The sequence below is a fragment of the Escherichia sp. MOD1-EC5189 genome (assembly GCF_002966045.1).
GTDB lineage: Bacteria > Pseudomonadota > Gammaproteobacteria > Enterobacterales > Enterobacteriaceae > Escherichia > Escherichia coli_F.
In genome coordinates this window covers 31435-51698 of sequence record NZ_PTRX01000031.1, presented here as the reverse complement: position 1 = coordinate 51698, position 20264 = coordinate 31435, and the positions used below count along the sequence as shown (strand labels likewise).

Genomic DNA, 20264 nt, shown 5'->3' with positions numbered 1-20264 from the left:
ACAATCCTTAACTCAACGCAGTACCATCAACAGTGCCAGCACTACGACCGCACCGATGCTCATGGATGCTACATACCAGCGCAGGTAGCCGTTCTCACTGAACAGCAGACCTTTACCCGCAAAGCGCGAGAGAACCGCCGGGATGTTCATCATTGAGTTCAGCGGATCGCGTTTCAGCAACCAGGCAATACCGAGGAACGGCTTGACGAACACTTTGTCGTACAGCCAGTCAAAGCCCCAGGCGTTGTACCACCAGGTGCCCAGCAGACGGCCCGGCGCACTGTTGGCGATGGAGGTCACCAGAGTACGTTTACCCAGCCACAGCCAGGCTGCCAGCAGAATACCAACCACCGCGACCACGCCAGAGGTAATTTCCAGGGTCAACATGCTGCCGTGCGCCAGTTCCGTAGTTTGCGGAAGCACGCCCTGCAGCGGCGGTACAATCAGTGCGCCAACGAAGGTGGAAAGGATCAGCAGCACAATCAGCGGCAGGCTGTGAGTAATCCCTTTCACGGCGTGAGCATGAATTTGTTCTTTCCCGTGGAAGACGATGAAAATCATACGGAAGGTGTAGAGAGAGGTCATAAACGCACCGACCAGACCTGCCACCATCAGATTGATATGACCATTCGCCATCGCACCCGCAAGGATCTCATCCTTACTGAAGAAGCCCGCAGTAACCAGCGGCAGTGCCGACAGTGCTGCACCACCCACCAGGAAGCAGAGATAAACCAGCGGAATAGATTTACGCAGACCGCCCATCCTGAAGATGTTCTGTTCGTGATGGCAGGCCAGAATGACGGAACCGGATGCCAGGAACAGCAGCGCTTTAAAGAACGCGTGGGTCATCAAGTGGAAAATCGCCGCATCCCATGCCTGTACGCCAAGCGCAAGGAACATGTAGCCAATCTGGCTCATGGTGGAGTAAGCGAGAACACGTTTGATGTCGGTCTGTACCAGCGCGGCAAAACCGGCCAGCAGCAGCGTAACTGCCCCGACAATACCCACCAGATGCAGAACTTCTGGCGTCATCAGGAACAGGCCGTGGGTACGGGCGATCAGGTAGACACCTGCGGTTACCATCGTTGCGGCGTGGATCAGCGCGGAGACAGGCGTCGGGCCCGCCATCGCGTCGGCAAGCCATGTCTGCAACGGTAGCTGCGCAGATTTACCAACCGCACCGCCCAGCAGCATCAGCGTCGCCCACATCAGCATGTTATTGCCGTCAGCAAAGTGCGCTGGTGCCAGTTCCACCATTTCACGGAAGTTCAGCGTGCCCAGTTCGTTGTAGAGAATGAACAGCGCGAAAGCGAGGAACACGTCACCCACACGGGTCACGACAAACGCTTTCATTGCCGCTGCGCCATTCTTCGGATCGGTGTAATAGAAACCGATCAACAGATAGGAGCACAGGCCCACGCCTTCCCAGCCGAGGTACATCAGCAGCAGGTTGTCGGCAAGAACCAGAACCACCATGCTGGCGATGAACAGGTTGGTGTAGGCGAAGAAGCGAGAGTAGCCCTCTTCACCACGCATATACCAGGAGGCGTACATGTGAATAAGGAAACCGACACCGGTGACCACCGAGAGCATGGTCAGCGACAGGCCGTCCAGCACCAGATTGAAACCGATGTTAAAGTCGCCTACCGACATCCATGTCCACAGCGGCTGGCTGTATGCCTGCTCGCCGTTAGCGAAGAAGTCAACGCCGATAAAGGCGGTTACCAGCGCCGCCAGGCCCACAGAGCCTACGCCCACGATCGCCGAGACATTTTCAGACCAGCGCCCACGGGAGAACGCCAGCAAGACGAAGCCAATCAATGGCAAAATAATGGTTAAGGCAAGCATGTTCATCCGCGCATCTCACTTACTGAATCGATGTTCAGGTTCTGGCGACGACGGTGAAGTTGCAGCAGCAGCGCAAGGCCGATACTCGCTTCCGCCGCCGCGAGGCTGATGGCGAGAATGTACATCACCTGACCGTCGGTCTGGCCCCAGTAGCTTCCGGCGACCACAAAGGCCAGCGCGGAGGCGTTAATCATGATTTCCAGACCAATCAGCATAAACAGCAGATTGCGACGGATAACCAGACCGGTTAAGCCAAGAACGAATAAGATTGCCGCGAGGATCAGTCCATGTTGTAAGGGGATCATGCGTGCTCCTCCGTTTTTCTTTTCGCGCTGTCGTCTTTACGATTGCTCAGCACTTCACCCGCACGCTCTTCACGACCGACGTGGAAGGCCACAACCAGACCAGCCAGCAGCAGCATAGAAGCCAGTTCCACCGCCAGTACGTAAGGCCCGAACAGCGTAATACCCACTGCTTTAGCACTGATTGGCGTACCGTCGATACCCTGATCGTTAACACCGAGAATGGCGTAAACAATCACCACCAGCATGATGGCTGACAAAATTGCCGGACCAATCCACACCTGCGGTTTCAGCCACTGGCGTTCCTGTTCGATTTCCGAACCGCCCAGGTTGAGCATCATCACCACGAACACGAACAGCACCATAATGGCACCCGCGTAGACGATAATTTCCAGCGCACCGGCGAAGTAAGCACCCAGTGAGAAGAACACCCCGGAAATCGCCAGCAGCGAAATAATCAGGTACAGCAATGCGTGTACCGGATTGGTATGGGTGATCACTCGCAAGGTCGCAAGTATGGCTATCAGGCCACAGATATAAAAAGCGAACTCCATTGCCCCTCTCCTTACGGTAACAGGCTCTTGACGTCGATAGGCTTGGCTTCGTTCTCTGCTTCGCCCTTATCTTTGCCGTCGATTGCCATACCTGCCATCCGGTAGAAGTTATATTCCGGGTATTTGCCCGGACCGGAGATCAGCAGATCCTCTTTCTCATAAACCAGATCCTGGCGCTTGTATTCCCCCATTTCGAAATCCGGGGTTAACTGAATCGCCGTGGTCGGACAGGCTTCTTCGCACAGACCACAGAAAATGCAGCGTGAGAAGTTGATGCGGAAAAATTCCGGATACCAGCGACCGTCTTTGGTTTCTGCTTTTTGCAGCGAGATACAGCCGACCGGGCAGGCTACCGCGCAGAGGTTACAGGCTACGCAACGCTCTTCGCCATCCGGGTCGCGGGTCAGAACGATGCGACCACGATAACGGGGCGGCAGATAGACCGGCTCTTCCGGGTACATTCGCGTTTCGCGTTTGGCGAACGCGTGCAGGCCGATCATCCAGATACTACGAACCTGGGTGCCGAAACCTACTAACAATTCTTTTAAGGTCATGGTCTTAGTGCCCCTTATTGCGCCTGCCAGAGAATGACAGCCGCCGTTACCAGCAAGTTGATCAGCGTCAGCGGCAGGCAGATTTTCCAGCCGAAGGACATTACCTGGTCATAACGCGGACGCGGTAACGACGCACGAATCAAAATGAACATCATCATAAAGAACGCGGTTTTCAGCGCGAACCAGATGAATGGCGGTAACAACGGGCCTTGCCAGCCACCAAAGAACAGCGTCACCATCAATGCGGAGATGGTCACAATCCCGATGTATTCGCCCACGAAGAACAGACCGAACTTCATGCCGGAATATTCAATGTGGTAACCATCCGCCAGTTCCTGCTCGGCTTCCGGCTGGTCAAACGGGTGACGGTGACACACCGCCACGCCCGCGATGGCAAAGGTAATAAAACCAAAGAATTGCGGGATGACGTTCCACACGTGCGCCTGGCTGTTAACGATGTCGGTCATGTTGAATGAACCGGCCTGCGCCACCACGCCCATCAGGGAAAGCCCGAGGAACACTTCGTAGCTCAGGGTCTGCGCAGAAGCACGCATCGCACCCAGCAGCGAGTATTTGTTGTTACTTGACCAGCCCGCAAACAGCACCGCGTAAACCGCCAGACCTGCCATCATCAGGAAGAACAAAATCCCGATGTTCAGGTCGGCAACCACCCAACCCGGACTGACTGGCACAATCGCAAAGGCCAGCAGCAGCGAGGTAAAGGCAATCATCGGTGCCAGAGTAAAGATGACGCGATCCGAGAATTTCGGGATCCAGTCTTCTTTAAAGAACATTTTGATCATGTCCGCGACCAGCTGGAGCGAACCGCCCCAGCCAACACGGTTAGGTCCGTAACGGTTCTGGAACAGACCCAGCAGGCGACGTTCGCCAAAGCTCATGAATGCCCCGCAGGTGACAACCACCAGCAGGATCACCACCGCTTTGAGGATGGTCAGCAGGATCTCAATCAGTTCCGGTGATATCCAACTCATTGTTGTGCCTCCTTGAGATCCTCAAGATGCGCGCCAGCCAGCACCGGAGCAATGCCGGACATGCCCATCGGCAAGCCCACCTGCCCTGCCGTCAGTCCTTCGGCGATTTCAACCGGCAGCGTGACCGTGTTGCCATCGTAACTAAAGGAGACGCGTGTACCCGCGTTCACCCCCAACTTCGCGGCATCCGCGGGGTTGAGTTTGATGTACGGCTGCGGCATACGGCTCTGGAAGACCGGAGCACGCTGTGACAATTCATCGCTGCCAAACAAGTGGTAGTACGGCGCGATACGCCATTTCCCGTCCTGCGGCTGGAAGCGTGCCGGTACGCTGGTGAAGTAATCCAGACCGTTTTCGCTGGTTTCAAACAGACGCACGCCCGGATCGCCAAAACGCAGTTTGCCGCCCACTTCGTCCTGGAATTTGTTCCACGCCTGAGGGGAGTTCCAGCCCGGCGCCCAGGCAAACGGCACTTGCGAACGGTGCGCGGTCGGCTGGTTGTTACCCTCCATTGAGAAGGTGAACATGGTGTCAATATCCTGAGGCTGACGCGGCTCATGAACGCTGATGTTGGCGCGCATGGCGGTACGACCACTGTAACGGTGCGGCTCACGGGCCAGTTTCTGCCCACGAATACGGAATGTCGCGTCCGGCGCAGCATCTTTGATTCCCGCCAGTTCCGGGATTTTCGCCACAACGGCGTCAATCACATGGTCGAGCTGCGTCCAGTCCACTTCACGGCTCAGCAGGGTACTGTGCAGCGAGTGCAGCCAGCGCCAGCTTTCCAGCATCACAGTTTTGCTGTCGTAATAGGCCGGATCGTAAACCTGGAAGAAACGTTGGGCACGGCCTTCGTTGTTGATCACCGTACCGTCACTTTCAGCAAAGCTGGCGGCGGAAAGCACCAGATGGGCGTTTTCCATAATCGCTGTGCGTTGATGGTCAACCACCATCACCAGCGGCGCTTTCGCCAGCGCAGCATTCACGCGGGTAGCGGAAGCGTGACGATGCAGATCGTTCTCCAGCACCACCACCGCGTCGGCGCGTCCGGTTTCCAGTTCGGTCAACGCTTCTTCAAGCGATCCACCGCCCATAATGCCCAGCCCCATGCTGTTGACGGAACGGGCAATCATGGTGATACCGACGTCAGCGCCGCGACCTTTCAGGGCTTTCGCCACGTTAGCCGCAGCCTGAATCACTTCAGCGCTACCAGCGTTCGTCCCGGAGATAATTAACGGTTTCTTCGCACCTGCCAGTGCCTGCACGATGACGTCGATTTTGCTTTGCAGTTCAGGCTCGATACCCTCAACCGCTGGCGCGGAGTTATCCAACGCATGAGCAATGGCAAAACCTAAACGCGCCTGATCTTCAACCGGTGCGCGGTAAGTCCACGCCGCGATATCATCCAGACGGGTGTCATCAACGTTAGTCACAAACAGCGGATGCTTCGCTCGTTGGCCAATGTTGAGGATTGCCGCAATCTGCCAGTCAGCCACTTTCTGTGCTGCCGCCATTTCGCGTGCTTTACCTTTCACCGCCTGACGCACTGCCAGCGCAACGCGTGCGCCGGTCTGGGTAACGTCTTCGCCCAGCACCAGTACCGCATCATAAGATTCGATTTCGCGCAGAGCCGGAGTATAAATGCCGCCTTCACGCAGCACTTTTAGCGCCAGTTTCAGACGTTCCTGCTCACCGTGAGCGATACCGGTATAGAAGTTTTCTTCGCCCACCAGCTCACGCAGCGCAAAGTTGCTTTCCACGCTGGCACGCGGAGAACCGATGCCGATGACTTTCTTCGACTGACGCAGAATATCTGCCGCGCCCTGCATTGCCTGTTCGGCGTTGAGGGTAATGAAATCATCGCCACGACGCTGTACTGGCTGACGCGGACGATCTTTCAGGTTGACGTAGCCGTAACCGAAACGACCTCGGTCGCAGAGGAAGTAGTGGTTTACCGTACCGTTGTAACGGTTTTCGATACGACGCAGTTCGCCATAACGCTCGCCGGGGCTGATGTTACAGCCGATGGAACATTGCTGGCAGATGCTCGGCGCAAACTGCATATCCCATTTACGGTTATAACGCTCGGAGTGCGTTTTGTCGGTGAATACGCCGGTCGGGCAAATTTCGACCAGGTTACCGGAGAATTCGCTTTCCAGGGTGCCGTCTCCCGGGCGACCGAAGTAGACGTTGTCATGTGCACCGTAAACGCCCAGATCTGTACCGTCAGCGTAATCTTTGTAGTAACGCACGCAGCGGTAGCAGGCGATGCAACGGTTCATTTCGTGAGAGATGAACGGCCCCAGATCCTGATTGCGGTGGGTACGTTTGGTGAAACGGTAGCGACGGAAGCTGTGTCCGGTCATCACGGTCATATCCTGAAGATGGCAGTTACCGCCTTCTTCACATACCGGACAATCGTGCGGGTGGTTGGTCATCAACCACTCGACCACGCTTTCACGGAACTGTTTCGCTTCTTCGTCATCAATGGAAATAAAGGTGCCATCGGAAGCCGGTGTCATACAGGACATAACCAGGCGACCACGCGTGTCTTCCGCGTTTTGGTATTGCTTCACCGCACACTGGCGGCAAGCACCGACGCTTCCCAGCGCCGGATGCCAGCAAAAGTAAGGAATATCAAGGCCCAGAGACAGACAAGCTTCCAGCAGGTTGTCCGCTCCGTTAACCTCGTATTCTTTGCCGTCTACATGAATTGTAGCCATTAGCATGCTTCCAGTTTTCTCAGTCAGAGACTGAGCGTTAATCGAAATTCGGTTACCAGCGCTCTTTCAGCAGGTTCGGCTGAATCCCATTAATCAAATGGGTATTGCTGAACGGCTGTTTGATTCCCGCCTCAAATTCTTCGCGGAAATATTTGATGGCGCTCTGTAACGGCTCCACTGCACCAGGTGCGTGGGCACAGAAAGTTTTACCCGGACCTAAGAATCGACACAGTTGCTCAAGTGTTTCGATATCGCCCGGCTGACCTTCGCCACGCTCCAGCGCGCGCAGAATTTTCACGCTCCACGGCAAACCGTCGCGGCACGGCGTACACCAGCCGCAGGACTCACGGGCGAAAAATTCTTCCAGGTTTCGTACCAGCGACACCATGTTGATCTCATGGTCAACCGCCATCGCCAGCGCCGTACCCAGACGGCTGCCCGCTTTACCGATACTTTCGAATTCCATCGGCAGGTCAAGGTGCGCTTCGGTCAGGAAGTCAGTGCCCGCACCACCTGGCTGCCAGGCTTTGAATTTCAGGCCGTCACGCATACCACCGGCGTAATCTTCGAGGATCTCGCGTGCGGTAGTGCCGAACGGCAGTTCCCACAGGCCCGGATTTTTCACCCGACCGGAGAAGCCCATCAGCTTGGTGCCAGCATCTTTGCTTTTCGAGATGTTCTGATACCACTCCACGCCGTTAGCGAGGATCGCCGGAACGTTACACAGGGTTTCGACGTTGTTGACACAGGTCGGTTTGCCCCAAACGCCAGAGGTTGCCGGGAAGGGGGGCTTCGAGCGTGGGTTAGCGCGACGCCCTTCCAGGGAGTTGATTAACGCTGTTTCTTCCCCGCAGATGTAGCGCCCTGCCCCGGTATGGACGAACAGTTCGAAATCGAAACCTGTTCCCATAATGTTTTTGCCAAGCAGCCCTGCTTCGGTGGCTTCGGCAATGGCACGGCGCAGATTCACTGCCGCCTCGATATATTCGCCACGCAAGAAGATGTAGCCACGATAAGCTTTCAGCGCAAATGCGGAGATGAGCATGCCTTCCACCAGCAGGTGCGGCAGTTGCTCCATCAGCAGGCGGTCTTTATAAGTGCCCGGCTCCATTTCATCGGCGTTACACAGCAGGTAACGGATGTTCATGGATTCGTCTTTCGGCATCAGGCTCCATTTCAGGCCAGTCGAGAAGCCCGCACCGCCGCGCCCTTTCAGGCCAGCGTCTTTAACCTGATTGACGATCTCGTCCGGAGACAGCCCGGTCAGCGCCTTACGCGCTCCTTCGTAACCGTTTTTGCTGCGATATTCGTCCAGCCACACTGGCTGTTTGTCATCACGCAGACGCCAGGTCAGCGGATGCGTTTCGGGAGTACGGATAATGTTTTTCATTTATACCGCTCCAGCAGTTCAGGAATCGCTTCCGGGGTCAGATGCGCGTGAGTGTCCTCATCGATCATCATGTTTGGCCCTTTGTCGCAGTTCCCCAGGCAGCAAGTTGGCAGCAGCGTAAAGCGACCGTCAAACGTCGTTTGCCCTGGTTTGATGTTCAGTTTTTTCTCCAGTGCCGCCTGAATGCCCTGGTAACCGTTAATGTGACAGACCACGCTGTCGCAATAACGGATCACATGGCGACCAACCGGCTGGCGGAAGATCTGGCTGTAGAAAGTAGCCACGCCTTCGACATCACTTGCGGGAATACCCAGAACGTCAGCGATCGCGTGGATCGCGCCGTCTGGCACCCATCCACGCTGTTTCTGAACGATTTTCAGCGCTTCAATGGACGCCGCACGCGGGTCTTCGTAGTGGTGCATCTCGTGCTCAATCGCTTCACGCTCAGCCGCACTCAGCTCAAAAGCCTCGGTTTGTGGTTGTTGATTCTCGTGCATAATTAGCGGTCCACATCTGACATAACAAAATCGATACTGCCCAGATAAACAATCAGGTCAGACACCAGGCTGCCGCGGATCGCCGCCGGAATTTGCTGCAAATGCGCATAACTCGGCGTACGGATACGGGTGCGATAACTCATGGTGCTGCCGTCGCTGGTCAGGTAGTAACTGTTGATCCCTTTGGTCGCCTCAATCATCTGGAAAGATTCATTGGCAGGCATCACCGGCCCCCACGACACTTGCAGGAAGTGGGTGATCAGGGTTTCGATATGTTGCAGCGTGCGCTCTTTCGGCGGCGGCGTGGTCAGCGGGTGATCCGCTTTGAACGGGCCTTCCGGCATGTTGTTGAGGCACTGCTCAAGAATGCGCAGACTCTGACGCAGTTCTTCCACTTTCAGCATTACGCGGGTGTAGCAGTCAGAAACACCACCACCAACCGGGATTTCAAAGTCGAAGTTTTCATAGCCAGAATAAGGACGCGCCTTACGCACATCGAAGTCGATCCCGGTAGCGCGCAAACCAGCACCAGTGGTGCCCCACTCCAGCGCCTCTTTCGCGCCGTAGGCGGCTACGCCCTGGGAACGGCCTTTCAAAATGGTGTTTTGCAGCGCCGCTTTCTCATAAGACGCCAGACGTTTCGGCATCCAGTCGAGGAACTCACGCAGCAGGCGATCCCAGCCACGCGGCAGGTCGTGCGCTACGCCGCCAATACGGAACCACGCCGGGTGCATACGAAAACCCGTGATCGCTTCCACCAGATCGTAGATTTTCTGACGATCGGTAAAAGCGAAGAACACTGGCGTCATCGCACCGACGTCCTGAATAAAGGTCGAGATGTACAGCAGATGGCTGTTAATGCGGAACAGTTCGGAGAGCATTACGCGGATCACGTTAACGCGATCTGGTACGGTGATCCCGGCCAGTTTCTCTACCGCCAGTACATACGGCATCTCGTTAACACAGCCACCGAGATATTCGATACGGTCGGTATACGGAATGTAGCTGTGCCATGACTGGCGCTCGCCCATTTTCTCCGCACCACGATGGTGGTAACCGATGTCTGGTACGCAGTCGACAATCTCTTCGCCATCGAGTTGCAAAACGATACGGAAAGCACCGTGCGCCGACGGGTGGTTCGGACCGAGGTTGAGGAACATGAAGTCTTCATTTTCGGTGCCGCGCTTCATCCCCCACTCTTCCGGTTTGAAGGTCAGGGCTTCCATCTCCAGATCCTGTTTGGCTTTGGTCAGCTCAAACGGCGAGAATTCGGTAGCGCGCGCCGGGTAATCTTTACGCAGCGGGTGACCTTTCCAGGTTTGCGGCATCATGATGCGGCGCAAATTGGGGTGACCGTCGAAAGTAATGCCAAACAGATCCCAGGTTTCACGCTCATACCAGTTAGCGTTCGGGAACAGCTTGGTGAAGGTCGGTACGTGCAGGTCGTTTTCTGCCAGCGCCACCTTCAGCATGATGTCGCGGTTACGATCAATAGAAATCAGATGGTAGAAAACGGAAAAATCCGCGGCAGGTAACCCTTCGCGGTGTGTGCGCAGACGTTCGTCCATGCCGTGTAAGTCAAACAGCATGACGTAAGGTTTCGGCAGTTTCTTTAAGAAATCACCCACTTCCAGTAATTGTTCACGCTTGATCCACACAACGGGAACCCCGGTGCGAGTCGCCTGAACAGTAAAGGCATCCGGCCCAAAACGGTTGCGCAGTTCGCCAATCACCGGATCATCAAGATGATCGCGGGTCTGCCAGGCGGGTTCTTGCGCGGTTAAGTCGGTCATATTGTTCACCATTGCAAATGGTCCGTGGTGACTGTCGGCGCAGTAAGCTTCGCGAAATAGATTTAGGAATAAGCGAAGAAAAATCCCTTTGCCGACAGGCGCAAATTAAATCTCGTCAGGTGTACGCAGGTTGGTTACGGCAATGCGTTCACCGCGCTTGCGTTCGCGCTCTGATTGCATATTGGCGCGATAAACGCCCTGATCGCCAACCACCCAGGAGAGCGGACGACGTTCTTTACCGATAGATTCCTGCAACAGCATCAGTGCCTGCATGTACGCTTCAGGACGTGGCGGGCAGCCCGGGATATACACATCAACCGGAATGAATTTATCGACGCCCTGCACAACGGAATAAATATCGTACATACCGCCAGAGTTGGCACAGGCACCCATTGAGATAACCCATTTTGGTTCCAGCATCTGGTCATACAGACGCTGAATAACCGGTGCCATTTTGGTAAAGCAGGTTCCTGCAACCACCATCAGGTCAGCCTGACGCGGCGAAGCACGCAATACTTCTGCGCCAAAACGTGCCACGTCATGCACCGCGGTAAACGAAGTCACCATCTCAACGTAACAGCAGGAAAGACCGAAGTTATACGGCCAAATTGAGTTTTTACGACCCCAGTTAACCATGTCATTGAGCTTGCCCATAAACACGTTTTTGTTAACTTCTTGCTCCAGAGGGTCGGTTACGATCTCCTGCTTTTGCAGGGGGTAACGGTCGTTCTCACCGTTGGGATCTATGCGGGTGAGCGTATAATCCATCTTAATGCCTCGCGGTTAGCGTTGACGATTAGCGATACTGTTCGTTTCCGGGTTCATACGCTCGCGGCGTGAACGCGCGGGCGTCCAGTCCAGCGCGCCAATACGCACCAGATAAACCAGACCTGCCAGTAACACAAAAATAAAAATTGCAGCTTCCACAAAGCCTACCCAGCCGCTTTCGCGGATAGAGGTTGACCATGCGAACAGATACAGCGCTTCAACGTCGAAGATAACGAAGAACATGGCCACCAGATAAAACTTGGCGGACAGGCGTAAGCGGGCGGAGCCGACCGAGTCGATACCGGATTCAAACGGAACGTTTTTCGACCTCGCGCGTGCGCGACCGCCTAAAAACCAACCGCCTACCAGCATCAGGCAACACAGGCCAATGGCAACGATAAGAAAGATAGCGAATGCCCAGTGATGAGCGATGACTTCAGTGGATGTTGACATACTCATTGCTTACTCATCAAAAGTAGCGCCAGATTCACTGCTCTTCACGGCAGATGGACGCCACATCGATTCATGGGGAGGAATAAAAAAAACCTTACAATCACTGTAGAAACTCTTTTATACAGCTAATTGATGTGGTCTTTTACTCCTTTCTATAACCTTTTGTCAACTTTAACAAAAGTTTCTTCACATTAGTTTACATAATATCAACACCATTAGCATTTAATGCCCTTTCACCCCAGATCCTTGACGACTCCAGGATAATTAGATGTTGTTGAATCGTGTCCGTTGTGAAGCAATGGAAAAAATACGGGTCTATTTTGACAGGAATTTGTGTCGATTCCTCCCCCCAAAAGAGAGTATTTTCTTGATCTGTGACACGCTTTTGTCATTCCATAACAAAAACGCAGCAACAAATTTACGTATTTTTTAACATCATTGTAGCAGGTGATTTTTTTCAGGCGATTATTTGTGCGTTCGGGACGTGAATCTCTGGTGATTGAAAAATGAACAGTTTTGTGCGTTCTGCACGATACGAGGAAGGCTTTTTACTAAAAAAAAGCCGCTGGGGTTTAAAACACCCCCAGCGGCTCGTTTTTACACTATTGTCTTAGAAATTATCTATGGTCCGTCGATTACTCGATATCCCTTTCAATTAACAATGAGTCATCGCCTTCCGGAGCAGACATTGGGCTGTATTGCCACGGATTATGGTAGCTCTCCATCGCCTGATAAATCACCTGAGCCAGCTCATTATTACTGGACGGGTCATAGCACAACAAATATTCGGTATCGGGTAGCGGCGGTAAGCCATCTACCCCACTCAGCACACGCAGATCAGGACTCATCATCTCGACCGGCCTTGCTGTCACACCAAGACCGGCTTTCACTGCCGCACGAACGGCCGGAAGCGTCGAGGCGACATAAGCCAGTCGCCATGGAATATCTGCTTTATTAAGCGTCGCCAGCACCATATCGCGAAACGGGCTAGGATCATCCAGCAATACAAGAGGGATCGGCTCGCCTTTTTGCAATACGTATTCCGCTGCGCAGTACCAGTGTGTTGGCGAGGTACGCAGGTTCAATGCCTTAAACGTTGAAGGACGATGGGTGGTTACCATCAAATCCACTTCCTGGGATTCCAGCATTTCTGCCATGTAGGCATTACGTTTAACGCGGACATCCAGCGCTAGTTTCGGATAAACCGAACTCACGCGATTTAACAGGAAAGGTAAGATCGTATCGGCAGATTCATCTGAAGCACCGATAGTTAACACGCCCTGAAGATTACTGAACATTAATGATGAGCAGGCCTCATCATTAAAACGCAGGATTTTCCTGGCGTAACCAAGAAGTTGAATGCCATGTTCAGTTAACAGTTTGTTGCGACCGTGACGAGCGAACAGTTCTTTCCCAACGAGTTGTTCCAGACGCTGCATTTGCTGACTTACGGCGGACTGAGTACGACACACAGCGGCAGCTGCGGCAGCAAAAGTGTTCAGATCGGCAACAGCAACAAATGTTCTCAGCAGATCGAGGTCGAGGTTAATTATCGGACGATTTGCACTTATCATATATTATCACTTACTGGCGGCTCGTACTGAGCTGGTTAATGCTGTGCACACACAAACAAGCAATTCCATTTGTAATGTGCCTCCCTGGCAGTTTCATCCGGAACCCGGACGAAAGTAAAAATGCATATGAGTTGCACTAAAAAAGCGACTCACATTGTTCCGTTATAATGCCTGAAGTAGATCACAGAATATATCTTCAGGAATCGCATATCTATTAAGTTACTCACTCTTTTGTATTTATGACATGCGCGTGTTTGTATAAATGTAAATGTGAGTCCTTGTTCCACTCTCGTGCAGCATCGCTGGTCATACGCGAACACGTACAAACAGCAATGGTGAGGCGGCATCAAGAGCAGGGATCCGTCATTTATGCGAGCATTTTACCCCAAAAACCTTTTATTTATAAGGGTCATTGCGAATTATCTGATGCAAAGTTATGTTATGTTAGGCAAAGTAATCTTCTATTATTAATAAGCACAACAAAACCTTTTTGAATATTAAATAATAATTAATTAGCATCATCCTCATTCATTAATCCCGCTTAACAATAGTTTCACACCTTGCACCCATTACGACACCTCGGAAATCATCACGCTGTTAAACTCTCCGTAATGCGGAAATATCATCATCACGATTCATTAGTGAATTCTTAAACGAGGCATTTTCAAACAATTATCTTACAGATAAAAAAACCACACTCACAATTAAGAATCAGAACAATTCACTACATAACATTAATTACTAAGCATATACACCTCATTATTTTGCCATTATTAAGTTATTAACAGCACAATCGAGTCTTCCCCTCTGGCAAAATCTTATTCTGCAGACCTTCAAAACGCCGTCCTGGGGGAGTACATTGTTCTAAGCTGACTTCCACGGCAGGGAGTGGCGATAACAGCAAAAAAGGTCAAGATTCATGTCCCCCATTGAAAAATCCAGCAAATTAGAGAATGTCTGTTACGACATCCGTGGTCCGGTGCTGAAAGAAGCAAAACGCCTGGAAGAAGAAGGTAACAAGGTACTGAAACTGAACATCGGCAACCCTGCCCCGTTCGGTTTTGACGCGCCAGATGAAATCCTCGTTGACGTGATTCGCAACCTGCCTACCGCTCAAGGGTATTGCGATTCCAAAGGGCTTTACTCCGCGCGTAAAGCCATCATGCAGCACTACCAGGCTCGTGGCATGCGTGATGTTACCGTGGAAGATATTTACATCGGCAATGGTGTATCGGAGCTTATCGTTCAGGCAATGCAGGCATTGCTGAACAGCGGGGACGAAATGTTGGTTCCTGCACCTGATTACCCACTATGGACCGCAGCGGTTTCGCTCTCCAGCGGTAAAGCGGTGCATTATCTTTGCGATGAATCCTCTGACTGGTTCCCGGACCTTGATGATATTCGCGCTAAAATTACGCCTCGTACGCGTGGGATCGTTATTATCAACCCAAATAACCCAACCGGCGCGGTATATTCCAAAGAGCTTTTAATGGAGATAGTGGAGATTGCACGTCAGCATAATCTCATTATCTTCGCCGATGAAATTTATGACAAAATTCTCTACGACGACGCTGAGCATCACTCAATTGCGCCGCTGGCACCTGATCTGCTGACCATTACCTTTAACGGATTGTCGAAAACGTACCGCGTTGCAGGCTTCCGTCAGGGGTGGATGGTGTTGAACGGGCCGAAAAAACACGCCAAAGGTTACATCGAAGGTCTGGAAATGCTGGCTTCAATGCGCCTGTGTGCTAACGTTCCTGCGCAACACGCCATTCAGACCGCACTAGGCGGTTATCAGAGCATCAGTGAATTTATTACTCCCGGCGGGCGTCTTTATGAGCAGCGTAACCGCGCGTGGGAATTGATCAACGACATTCCGGGCGTTTCCTGCGTGAAACCGCGCGGTGCGCTGTATATGTTCCCGAAAATCGACGCTAAACGCTTTAACATTCACGACGACCAGAAAATGGTGCTGGATTTCCTGTTGCAGGAAAAAGTCCTGCTGGTTCAAGGGACAGCATTCAACTGGCCGTGGCCGGATCACTTCCGCATTGTCACACTACCACGTGTTGATGATATCGAGCTGTCTTTGAGTAAGTTCGCGCGTTTCCTTTCTGGTTATCATCAGCTGTAATCTTAATTTCACTGCCGGAGATTGCATCCGGCAGTGTTATCCCGCCACAATGACCTGATGATGTCATCATACGTAAGGTCACTATGAAACAGAGCCATTTTTTTGCCCATCTCTCCCGCCTGAAACTCATTAACCGCTGGCCGCTAATGCGCAACGTGCGGACGGAAAATGTGTCCGAACACAGTTTGCAGGTAGCGATGGTCGCCCATGCGCTGGCAGCTATCAAAAATCGTAAATTTGGCGGTAATGTCAACGCCGAACGTATCGCTTTACTGGCGATGTACCACGATGCCTCAGAAGTGCTTACCGGCGATCTCCCTACCCCGGTGAAATACTTCAATTCGCAAATCGCTCAGGAATACAAGGCTATTGAAAAAATCGCTCAGCAAAAACTGGTCGATATGGTTCCGGAAGAGCTGCAGGATATTTTTGCGCCGTTAATTGACGAGCATGCATACAGCGATGAAGAGAAATCTCTGGTGAAACAGGCAGATGCACTGTGTGCATATCTGAAATGTCTGGAAGAACTCGCGGCGGGAAATAATGAATTCTTGCTGGCAAAAACGCGACTGGAAGCGACGCTTGAAGCGCGCCGCAGCCAGGAGATGGACTACTTCATGGAAGTCTTTGTTCCCAGCTTCCATCTTTCGCTCGATGAGATTAGCCAGGATTCACCGCTGTAAGCAACCGGAGTCTGCGTCGCATCAGGCAATAAGCGCCGGATGCGACATCAGGCTCTTGTCAAAACGGAAACAGCATCGGGATCATCACCACACAAACCGCCATCACGATAATGGTGAACGGTACCCCCAACTTCACAAAGTCACTGAAGCTGTAATTTCCCGGGCCTAAAACCAGTGTGTTAACAGGTGAAGAAACCGGTGTCATAAAGGCGGCGGATGCTGCCATCGCCACGACCATCGCAAATGGATAAGGCGACACACCCATCGTTTTGGCAGCAGCCAGCGCAATCGGAGCCATCAACACTGCCGTTGCGGTATTAGAGATAAATAGCCCAATAACCGCCGACAAGACAAACAAACAACCCAGCATCATATGTGGCCCGTAACCGCCGCCAATGTCCATCAGCCCTTTCACCGCCAGCGCGACACCTCCCGTTTTCTGTAATGCCACAGCAAACGGCATCATCCCAACGATCAAAATAATGCTCGGCCAGTGAATGGATTTATAGGCGCTTTCAGCATCGATACAACGGAATTTCCCCATCAGCAGGCAGGCGATGATAGCGGCAACAGGATTAGGGATTTCATCGGTAAGCATTAACGCTACCATCAACACCAGGCAAAAAATGGCATGAGGTGCCTGACTGTGTGCTGGCGATGCTTCACTCACCTCTTCGGGTAAGTTCAGCGCCACAAAGTCACGCCCCTGTTTTGCCAGCATACCGATCAGTTTCCAGTTACCTACAACCAGGATGATATCGCCCAGCAGCAGAGGCTCATCCGCCAGCGAACCTTCCATCGCCTCGCCATTGCGCTTTAGCCCCACCACATTCAGTCCGTAGCGGGTACGAAAACCAATTTCGCGCACCGATTTACCAATAAGTTCTGACTCAGGAATTAATGAAATCTCTGCCATGCCCACATCAAGTGCCTGGTCAGAAAAATACTCGCCGCGTAGTACCATCGGCTCCAGCAACTGCTCACTACAAAATTGCCGGAGATCGACATCAGCCGCAGACATATCAATAAGCAAAACGTCACGCGCGCGAAATTCAGAAACCCCGTTAACATTCACGATAACGCGACGAAAACGCCGCCAGCGTTCAACACCGATGACGTTAGCGCCATAACGCTCACGTAATTTGAGATCGTCCAGCCGTTGACCAATCATTGGCGAACCGGGGCGAATAGCCAGACGACGCGCACGCCCGGTCAGTCGATATTCACGGATAAGATCGCGAAAGGTTCGACGCGTCCAGCCTTCGCGCTGTGGGGTCTGGGTATCCCCTTTCAGCATGAAACGCATCACTAACATATACAAAATACCCAGCACCAGCACGACCAGGCCAATAGGTGTTACGCTAAAGAAACTAAAACCATGATAGCCTTCACGCAGCAATTCACTGTTGACTACCAGGTTCGGCGGCGTCGCCACCAGCGTCATCATGCCGCTTATCAGCCCGGCAAAACTTAACGGCATCATCAGGCGCGACGGCGACGTTTGCATACGCATGGCAACGCTTAACACCACGGGAATAAAGATAGCGACAACGCCGGTTGAACTCATAAACGCGCCAAGCCCCGCGACGGTCAGCATCAACAAAACCAACATTTTGATTTCACTGTTGCCTGCCACTTTGACCAGCCATGTCCCCATTACGGTGGCAACACCGGTACGGACCAAACCATCGCCAATAATGAACAAGGCGGCAATCAGGACAACGTTAGGATCGGAAAAGCCGGAAAATACTTCGGGGACCGTCAGCGTTCCGCTTAATGCAAACGCGACAATAACAAACAAAGCGACCGCATCCATACGCACTCTGCCCGTCGCAAACAAGACGATGGCAACGGCCAGTAATGAAAGAACCCAAATCAATTCACCGTTCACAACTTATCCTTGTTAATTGAGGGGGATGACTTGATTCTGCCATAAAAAAGCCCCGACGAGACGGGGCTAAATCATGATCAGGTGTTTCACTGAATAATAACATCGCCATTTGGCTGTTTGGTCACAGTAATTTGCTCCAGACTGTGGAGGACTAAATCGACCTCATTCAGGCGCGGGGTATCTGCCGGAGCGTTAACCGCAATTACATGACAACCCGCCGCCAGGCCTGAAAGCACGCCAGCGGGAGCATCTTCCACCACCACACATTCCTGCGGCGCAAGCCCCAGCAGCTGCGCGCCTAACAGATACGCATCAGGTTCTGGTTTTCCGCGCTTCACTCGCTCAGCGGTCACAAACACCTCTGGCGCGGGAAGCCCGGCTATTTTGTGGCGCGCTCGCGCTACGGGCATGGAGCCAGACGTCACAATGGCCCATGGAATCCCCACTTTATTCAGATGATTGAGTAAAGCGACTGCCCCCGGAAGCGCGGTAATACCTTCGGTTTCCGTGGCCTCGATTTGCTCCAGACGCGTAAATTCGGCAGCAATGTCTGCCTCGGATTTGCCCACCATAAAATGGCGCAAAGAGGTGATGGCCTGTTTACCGTGAATGAAAGCCAGCACCTCTTCCGGCGCTAACCCATGACGTCTGGCCCAGTTGCTCCACGCCCGTTCTACCGCAGGCAGGGAGTCCACCAGCGTTCCATCAAGATCAAACAGAAAACCTTTGCACCGCACATGGGCCTCCTCAGGCGTTGATAATTTGATTAATTTCGTTGGCGCTCAAATGGTACTGACGCGGGCAGGCATGCCACACATTAAGCATGCGCTGATATTTTTCCCACATTGGCGTCTGTGCGTTAAAACCGTGAGTTCCGGCGTCAAAATGGGTATAGCGCCCCTCCACGTTAACCATAAAGCGCACATAACCGAGATAACGAGCTTCGGTGGCGGCGTCAAAGCCGAGGAAGGTAACACGGCGTTCATCGATGGACTGCTGGTCCTGCAAATTAGACCAGGACACATGCAGCGCGTGATACATCTCCATAATGTCGATGATAGTGCGGCAGGTTTCTTCTTTCAGCTCGCCAAACTCGCGATCCAGTTCACGCATCTGTAATCCATAACCACGCTCAATGATTGTTTGCAGGCGACGGTAACGTTCAGCATTTGCCGGATCAAGCATAGTCATCATTTTGTACTGGTTAGACAAAATAAGACGTTGCGCGTTGGTCATTTCCATTGTTGACTCCTGTATCACTCTACTACGGTGAAAAAAAAGAAGGCTGAGTATGCCTTCTTTTATATGCGTAATCAGGGGTCAATTACAAATCATCAAGGAAAGTTTTATCCAGTTGTTTGAAGGCGCGCTTAAGCGTGTCAGCTAATGCCTGGTAATCAGGCTTGCCTTCAACGGGTGCCAACACCTGTCCAGACTCCTGCAATTTACCGCGAACTTCATAAAACCAGTTAAGGATTGCAGGGGGTAATGGCGTTACAGAACGCTTGCCCAGCCACCATAGTCCCTGCATGGGTAAACTTAAGGCGAACAGCGCAGTGGCAACTGCCGGGCCCAGTTGTCCGCCCAGGGCAATCTGCCAGCAGAGAGTAAATACGGCGATTGGCGGCATAAAACGGATCGCATAGCGCGTCATCTTGATAACGCGATTTTCGACAAAGACCGGGGCAAGGCGTTTTTCCAGCGGCCACGTCTTTGAGTAATGCTGTCCCCGGCGAAACAAGCTAAAAAAATTAACAGAACGATTATCCGGCGTTGACATGCTTCACCTCAACTTCACATATAAAGATTCAAAAATTTGTGCAAATTCACAACTCAGCGGGACAACGTTCAAAACATTTTGTCTTCCATACCCACTATCAGGTATCCTTTAGCAGCCTGAAGGCCTAAGTAGTACATATTCATTGAGTCGTCAAATTCATATACATTATGCCATTGGCTGAAAATTACGCAAAATGGCATAGACTCAAGATATTTCTTCCATCATGCAAAAAAAATTTGCAGTGCATGATGTTAATCATAAATGTCAGTGTCATCATGCGCTACGCTCTATGGCTCCCTGACGTTTTTTTAGCCACGTATCAATT

18 protein-coding genes are annotated in these 20264 nt (G+C 52.4%); 2 read left to right on the top strand and 16 right to left on the bottom strand.

Annotated features, from left to right (window positions below; translation table 11 throughout):
* Positions 1 to 12: 12 nt before the first annotated feature.
* The 12 genes from nuoL to lrhA form a co-directional block, all read right to left on the bottom strand.
* Positions 13 to 1854 carry an NADH-quinone oxidoreductase subunit L gene (nuoL, locus tag ATB02_RS21240; protein ID WP_105272186.1) on the bottom strand — a complete coding sequence of 614 codons (1842 nt, stop codon included), beginning with the start codon at positions 1852 to 1854 and terminating at the stop codon, positions 13 to 15.
* Entirely contained in the window at positions 1851 to 2153 is a 303-nt protein-coding gene (gene nuoK / locus ATB02_RS21235; RefSeq protein ID WP_000612644.1) for an NADH-quinone oxidoreductase subunit NuoK, read from the bottom strand. The genes nuoL and nuoK overlap by 4 nt, the downstream gene beginning before the upstream one ends.
* Positions 2150 to 2704 carry an NADH-quinone oxidoreductase subunit J gene (gene nuoJ / locus ATB02_RS21230; protein WP_000393511.1) on the bottom strand — a complete coding sequence of 185 codons (555 nt, stop codon included), beginning with the start codon at positions 2702 to 2704 and terminating at the stop codon, positions 2150 to 2152. Before nuoJ ends, nuoK begins: the two co-directional genes overlap by 4 nt.
* Before the next feature lie 11 nt (positions 2705 to 2715).
* On the bottom strand, positions 2716 to 3258 hold the full coding sequence (gene nuoI / locus ATB02_RS21225; protein ID WP_000172749.1) for an NADH-quinone oxidoreductase subunit NuoI: 543 nt from the start codon (positions 3256 to 3258) through the stop codon (positions 2716 to 2718).
* Positions 3259 to 3272: 14 nt separating this feature from the next.
* Positions 3273 to 4250 carry an NADH-quinone oxidoreductase subunit NuoH gene (nuoH, locus tag ATB02_RS21220; RefSeq protein WP_000118507.1) on the bottom strand — a complete coding sequence of 326 codons (978 nt, stop codon included), beginning with the start codon at positions 4248 to 4250 and terminating at the stop codon, positions 3273 to 3275.
* Complete coding sequence (gene nuoG / locus ATB02_RS21215) at positions 4247 to 6973, bottom strand: NADH-quinone oxidoreductase subunit NuoG (protein WP_105272185.1); 2727 nt, start codon at positions 6971 to 6973, stop codon at positions 4247 to 4249. Before nuoG ends, nuoH begins: the two co-directional genes overlap by 4 nt.
* Positions 6974 to 7025: 52 nt before the next feature.
* A complete protein-coding gene (gene nuoF, locus ATB02_RS21210) occupies positions 7026 to 8363 on the bottom strand; it encodes an NADH-quinone oxidoreductase subunit NuoF (RefSeq protein WP_000789502.1) in 1338 nt (445 codons plus the stop codon).
* Entirely contained in the window at positions 8360 to 8860 is a 501-nt protein-coding gene (gene nuoE, locus ATB02_RS21205; protein ID WP_000545042.1) for an NADH-quinone oxidoreductase subunit NuoE, read from the bottom strand. The genes nuoF and nuoE overlap by 4 nt, the downstream gene beginning before the upstream one ends.
* Before the next feature lie 2 nt (positions 8861 to 8862).
* Positions 8863 to 10665: an NADH-quinone oxidoreductase subunit C/D gene (nuoC, locus tag ATB02_RS21200; RefSeq protein WP_000247878.1), complete on the bottom strand. Its 1803-nt coding sequence runs from the start codon at positions 10663 to 10665 to the stop codon at positions 8863 to 8865.
* Between the two features lie 93 nt (positions 10666 to 10758).
* Positions 10759 to 11421, bottom strand: coding sequence for an NADH-quinone oxidoreductase subunit NuoB (gene nuoB / locus ATB02_RS21195; protein WP_000386733.1), 663 nt, complete (start codon positions 11419 to 11421; stop codon positions 10759 to 10761).
* A gap of 15 nt (positions 11422 to 11436) precedes the next feature.
* Complete coding sequence (gene nuoA, locus ATB02_RS21190; protein ID WP_000062997.1) at positions 11437 to 11880, bottom strand: NADH-quinone oxidoreductase subunit NuoA; 444 nt, start codon at positions 11878 to 11880, stop codon at positions 11437 to 11439.
* 629 nt (positions 11881 to 12509) lie between these two features.
* Positions 12510 to 13448: a transcriptional regulator LrhA gene (gene lrhA / locus ATB02_RS21185; RefSeq protein ID WP_000622290.1), complete on the bottom strand. Its 939-nt coding sequence runs from the start codon at positions 13446 to 13448 to the stop codon at positions 12510 to 12512.
* 919 nt (positions 13449 to 14367) lie between these two features.
* Here lrhA and alaA point away from each other — a divergent pair.
* Entirely contained in the window at positions 14368 to 15585 is a 1218-nt protein-coding gene (alaA, locus tag ATB02_RS21175; protein ID WP_000074527.1) for an alanine transaminase AlaA, read from the top strand.
* 83 nt (positions 15586 to 15668) lie between these two features.
* A complete protein-coding gene (yfbR, locus tag ATB02_RS21170) occupies positions 15669 to 16268 on the top strand; it encodes a 5'-deoxynucleotidase (protein ID WP_000813854.1) in 600 nt (199 codons plus the stop codon).
* Positions 16269 to 16326: 58 nt separating this feature from the next.
* Here yfbR and ATB02_RS21165 read toward each other — a convergent pair whose 3' ends face one another.
* From ATB02_RS21165 to yfbV, 4 genes are all read right to left on the bottom strand, one after another.
* Complete coding sequence (locus tag ATB02_RS21165; RefSeq protein ID WP_001012889.1) at positions 16327 to 18159, bottom strand: SLC13 family permease; 1833 nt, start codon at positions 18157 to 18159, stop codon at positions 16327 to 16329.
* Between the two features lie 86 nt (positions 18160 to 18245).
* Positions 18246 to 18896 carry a hexitol phosphatase HxpA gene (gene hxpA, locus ATB02_RS21160; RefSeq protein ID WP_039021420.1) on the bottom strand — a complete coding sequence of 217 codons (651 nt, stop codon included), beginning with the start codon at positions 18894 to 18896 and terminating at the stop codon, positions 18246 to 18248.
* 10 nt (positions 18897 to 18906) lie between these two features.
* Positions 18907 to 19401 carry a YfbU family protein gene (locus ATB02_RS21155; protein ID WP_000426124.1) on the bottom strand — a complete coding sequence of 165 codons (495 nt, stop codon included), beginning with the start codon at positions 19399 to 19401 and terminating at the stop codon, positions 18907 to 18909.
* An 82-nt stretch (positions 19402 to 19483) separates the two neighbouring features.
* Entirely contained in the window at positions 19484 to 19939 is a 456-nt protein-coding gene (gene yfbV, locus ATB02_RS21150) for a terminus macrodomain insulation protein YfbV (protein ID WP_000106627.1), read from the bottom strand.
* Positions 19940 to 20264 lie beyond the last annotated feature (325 nt).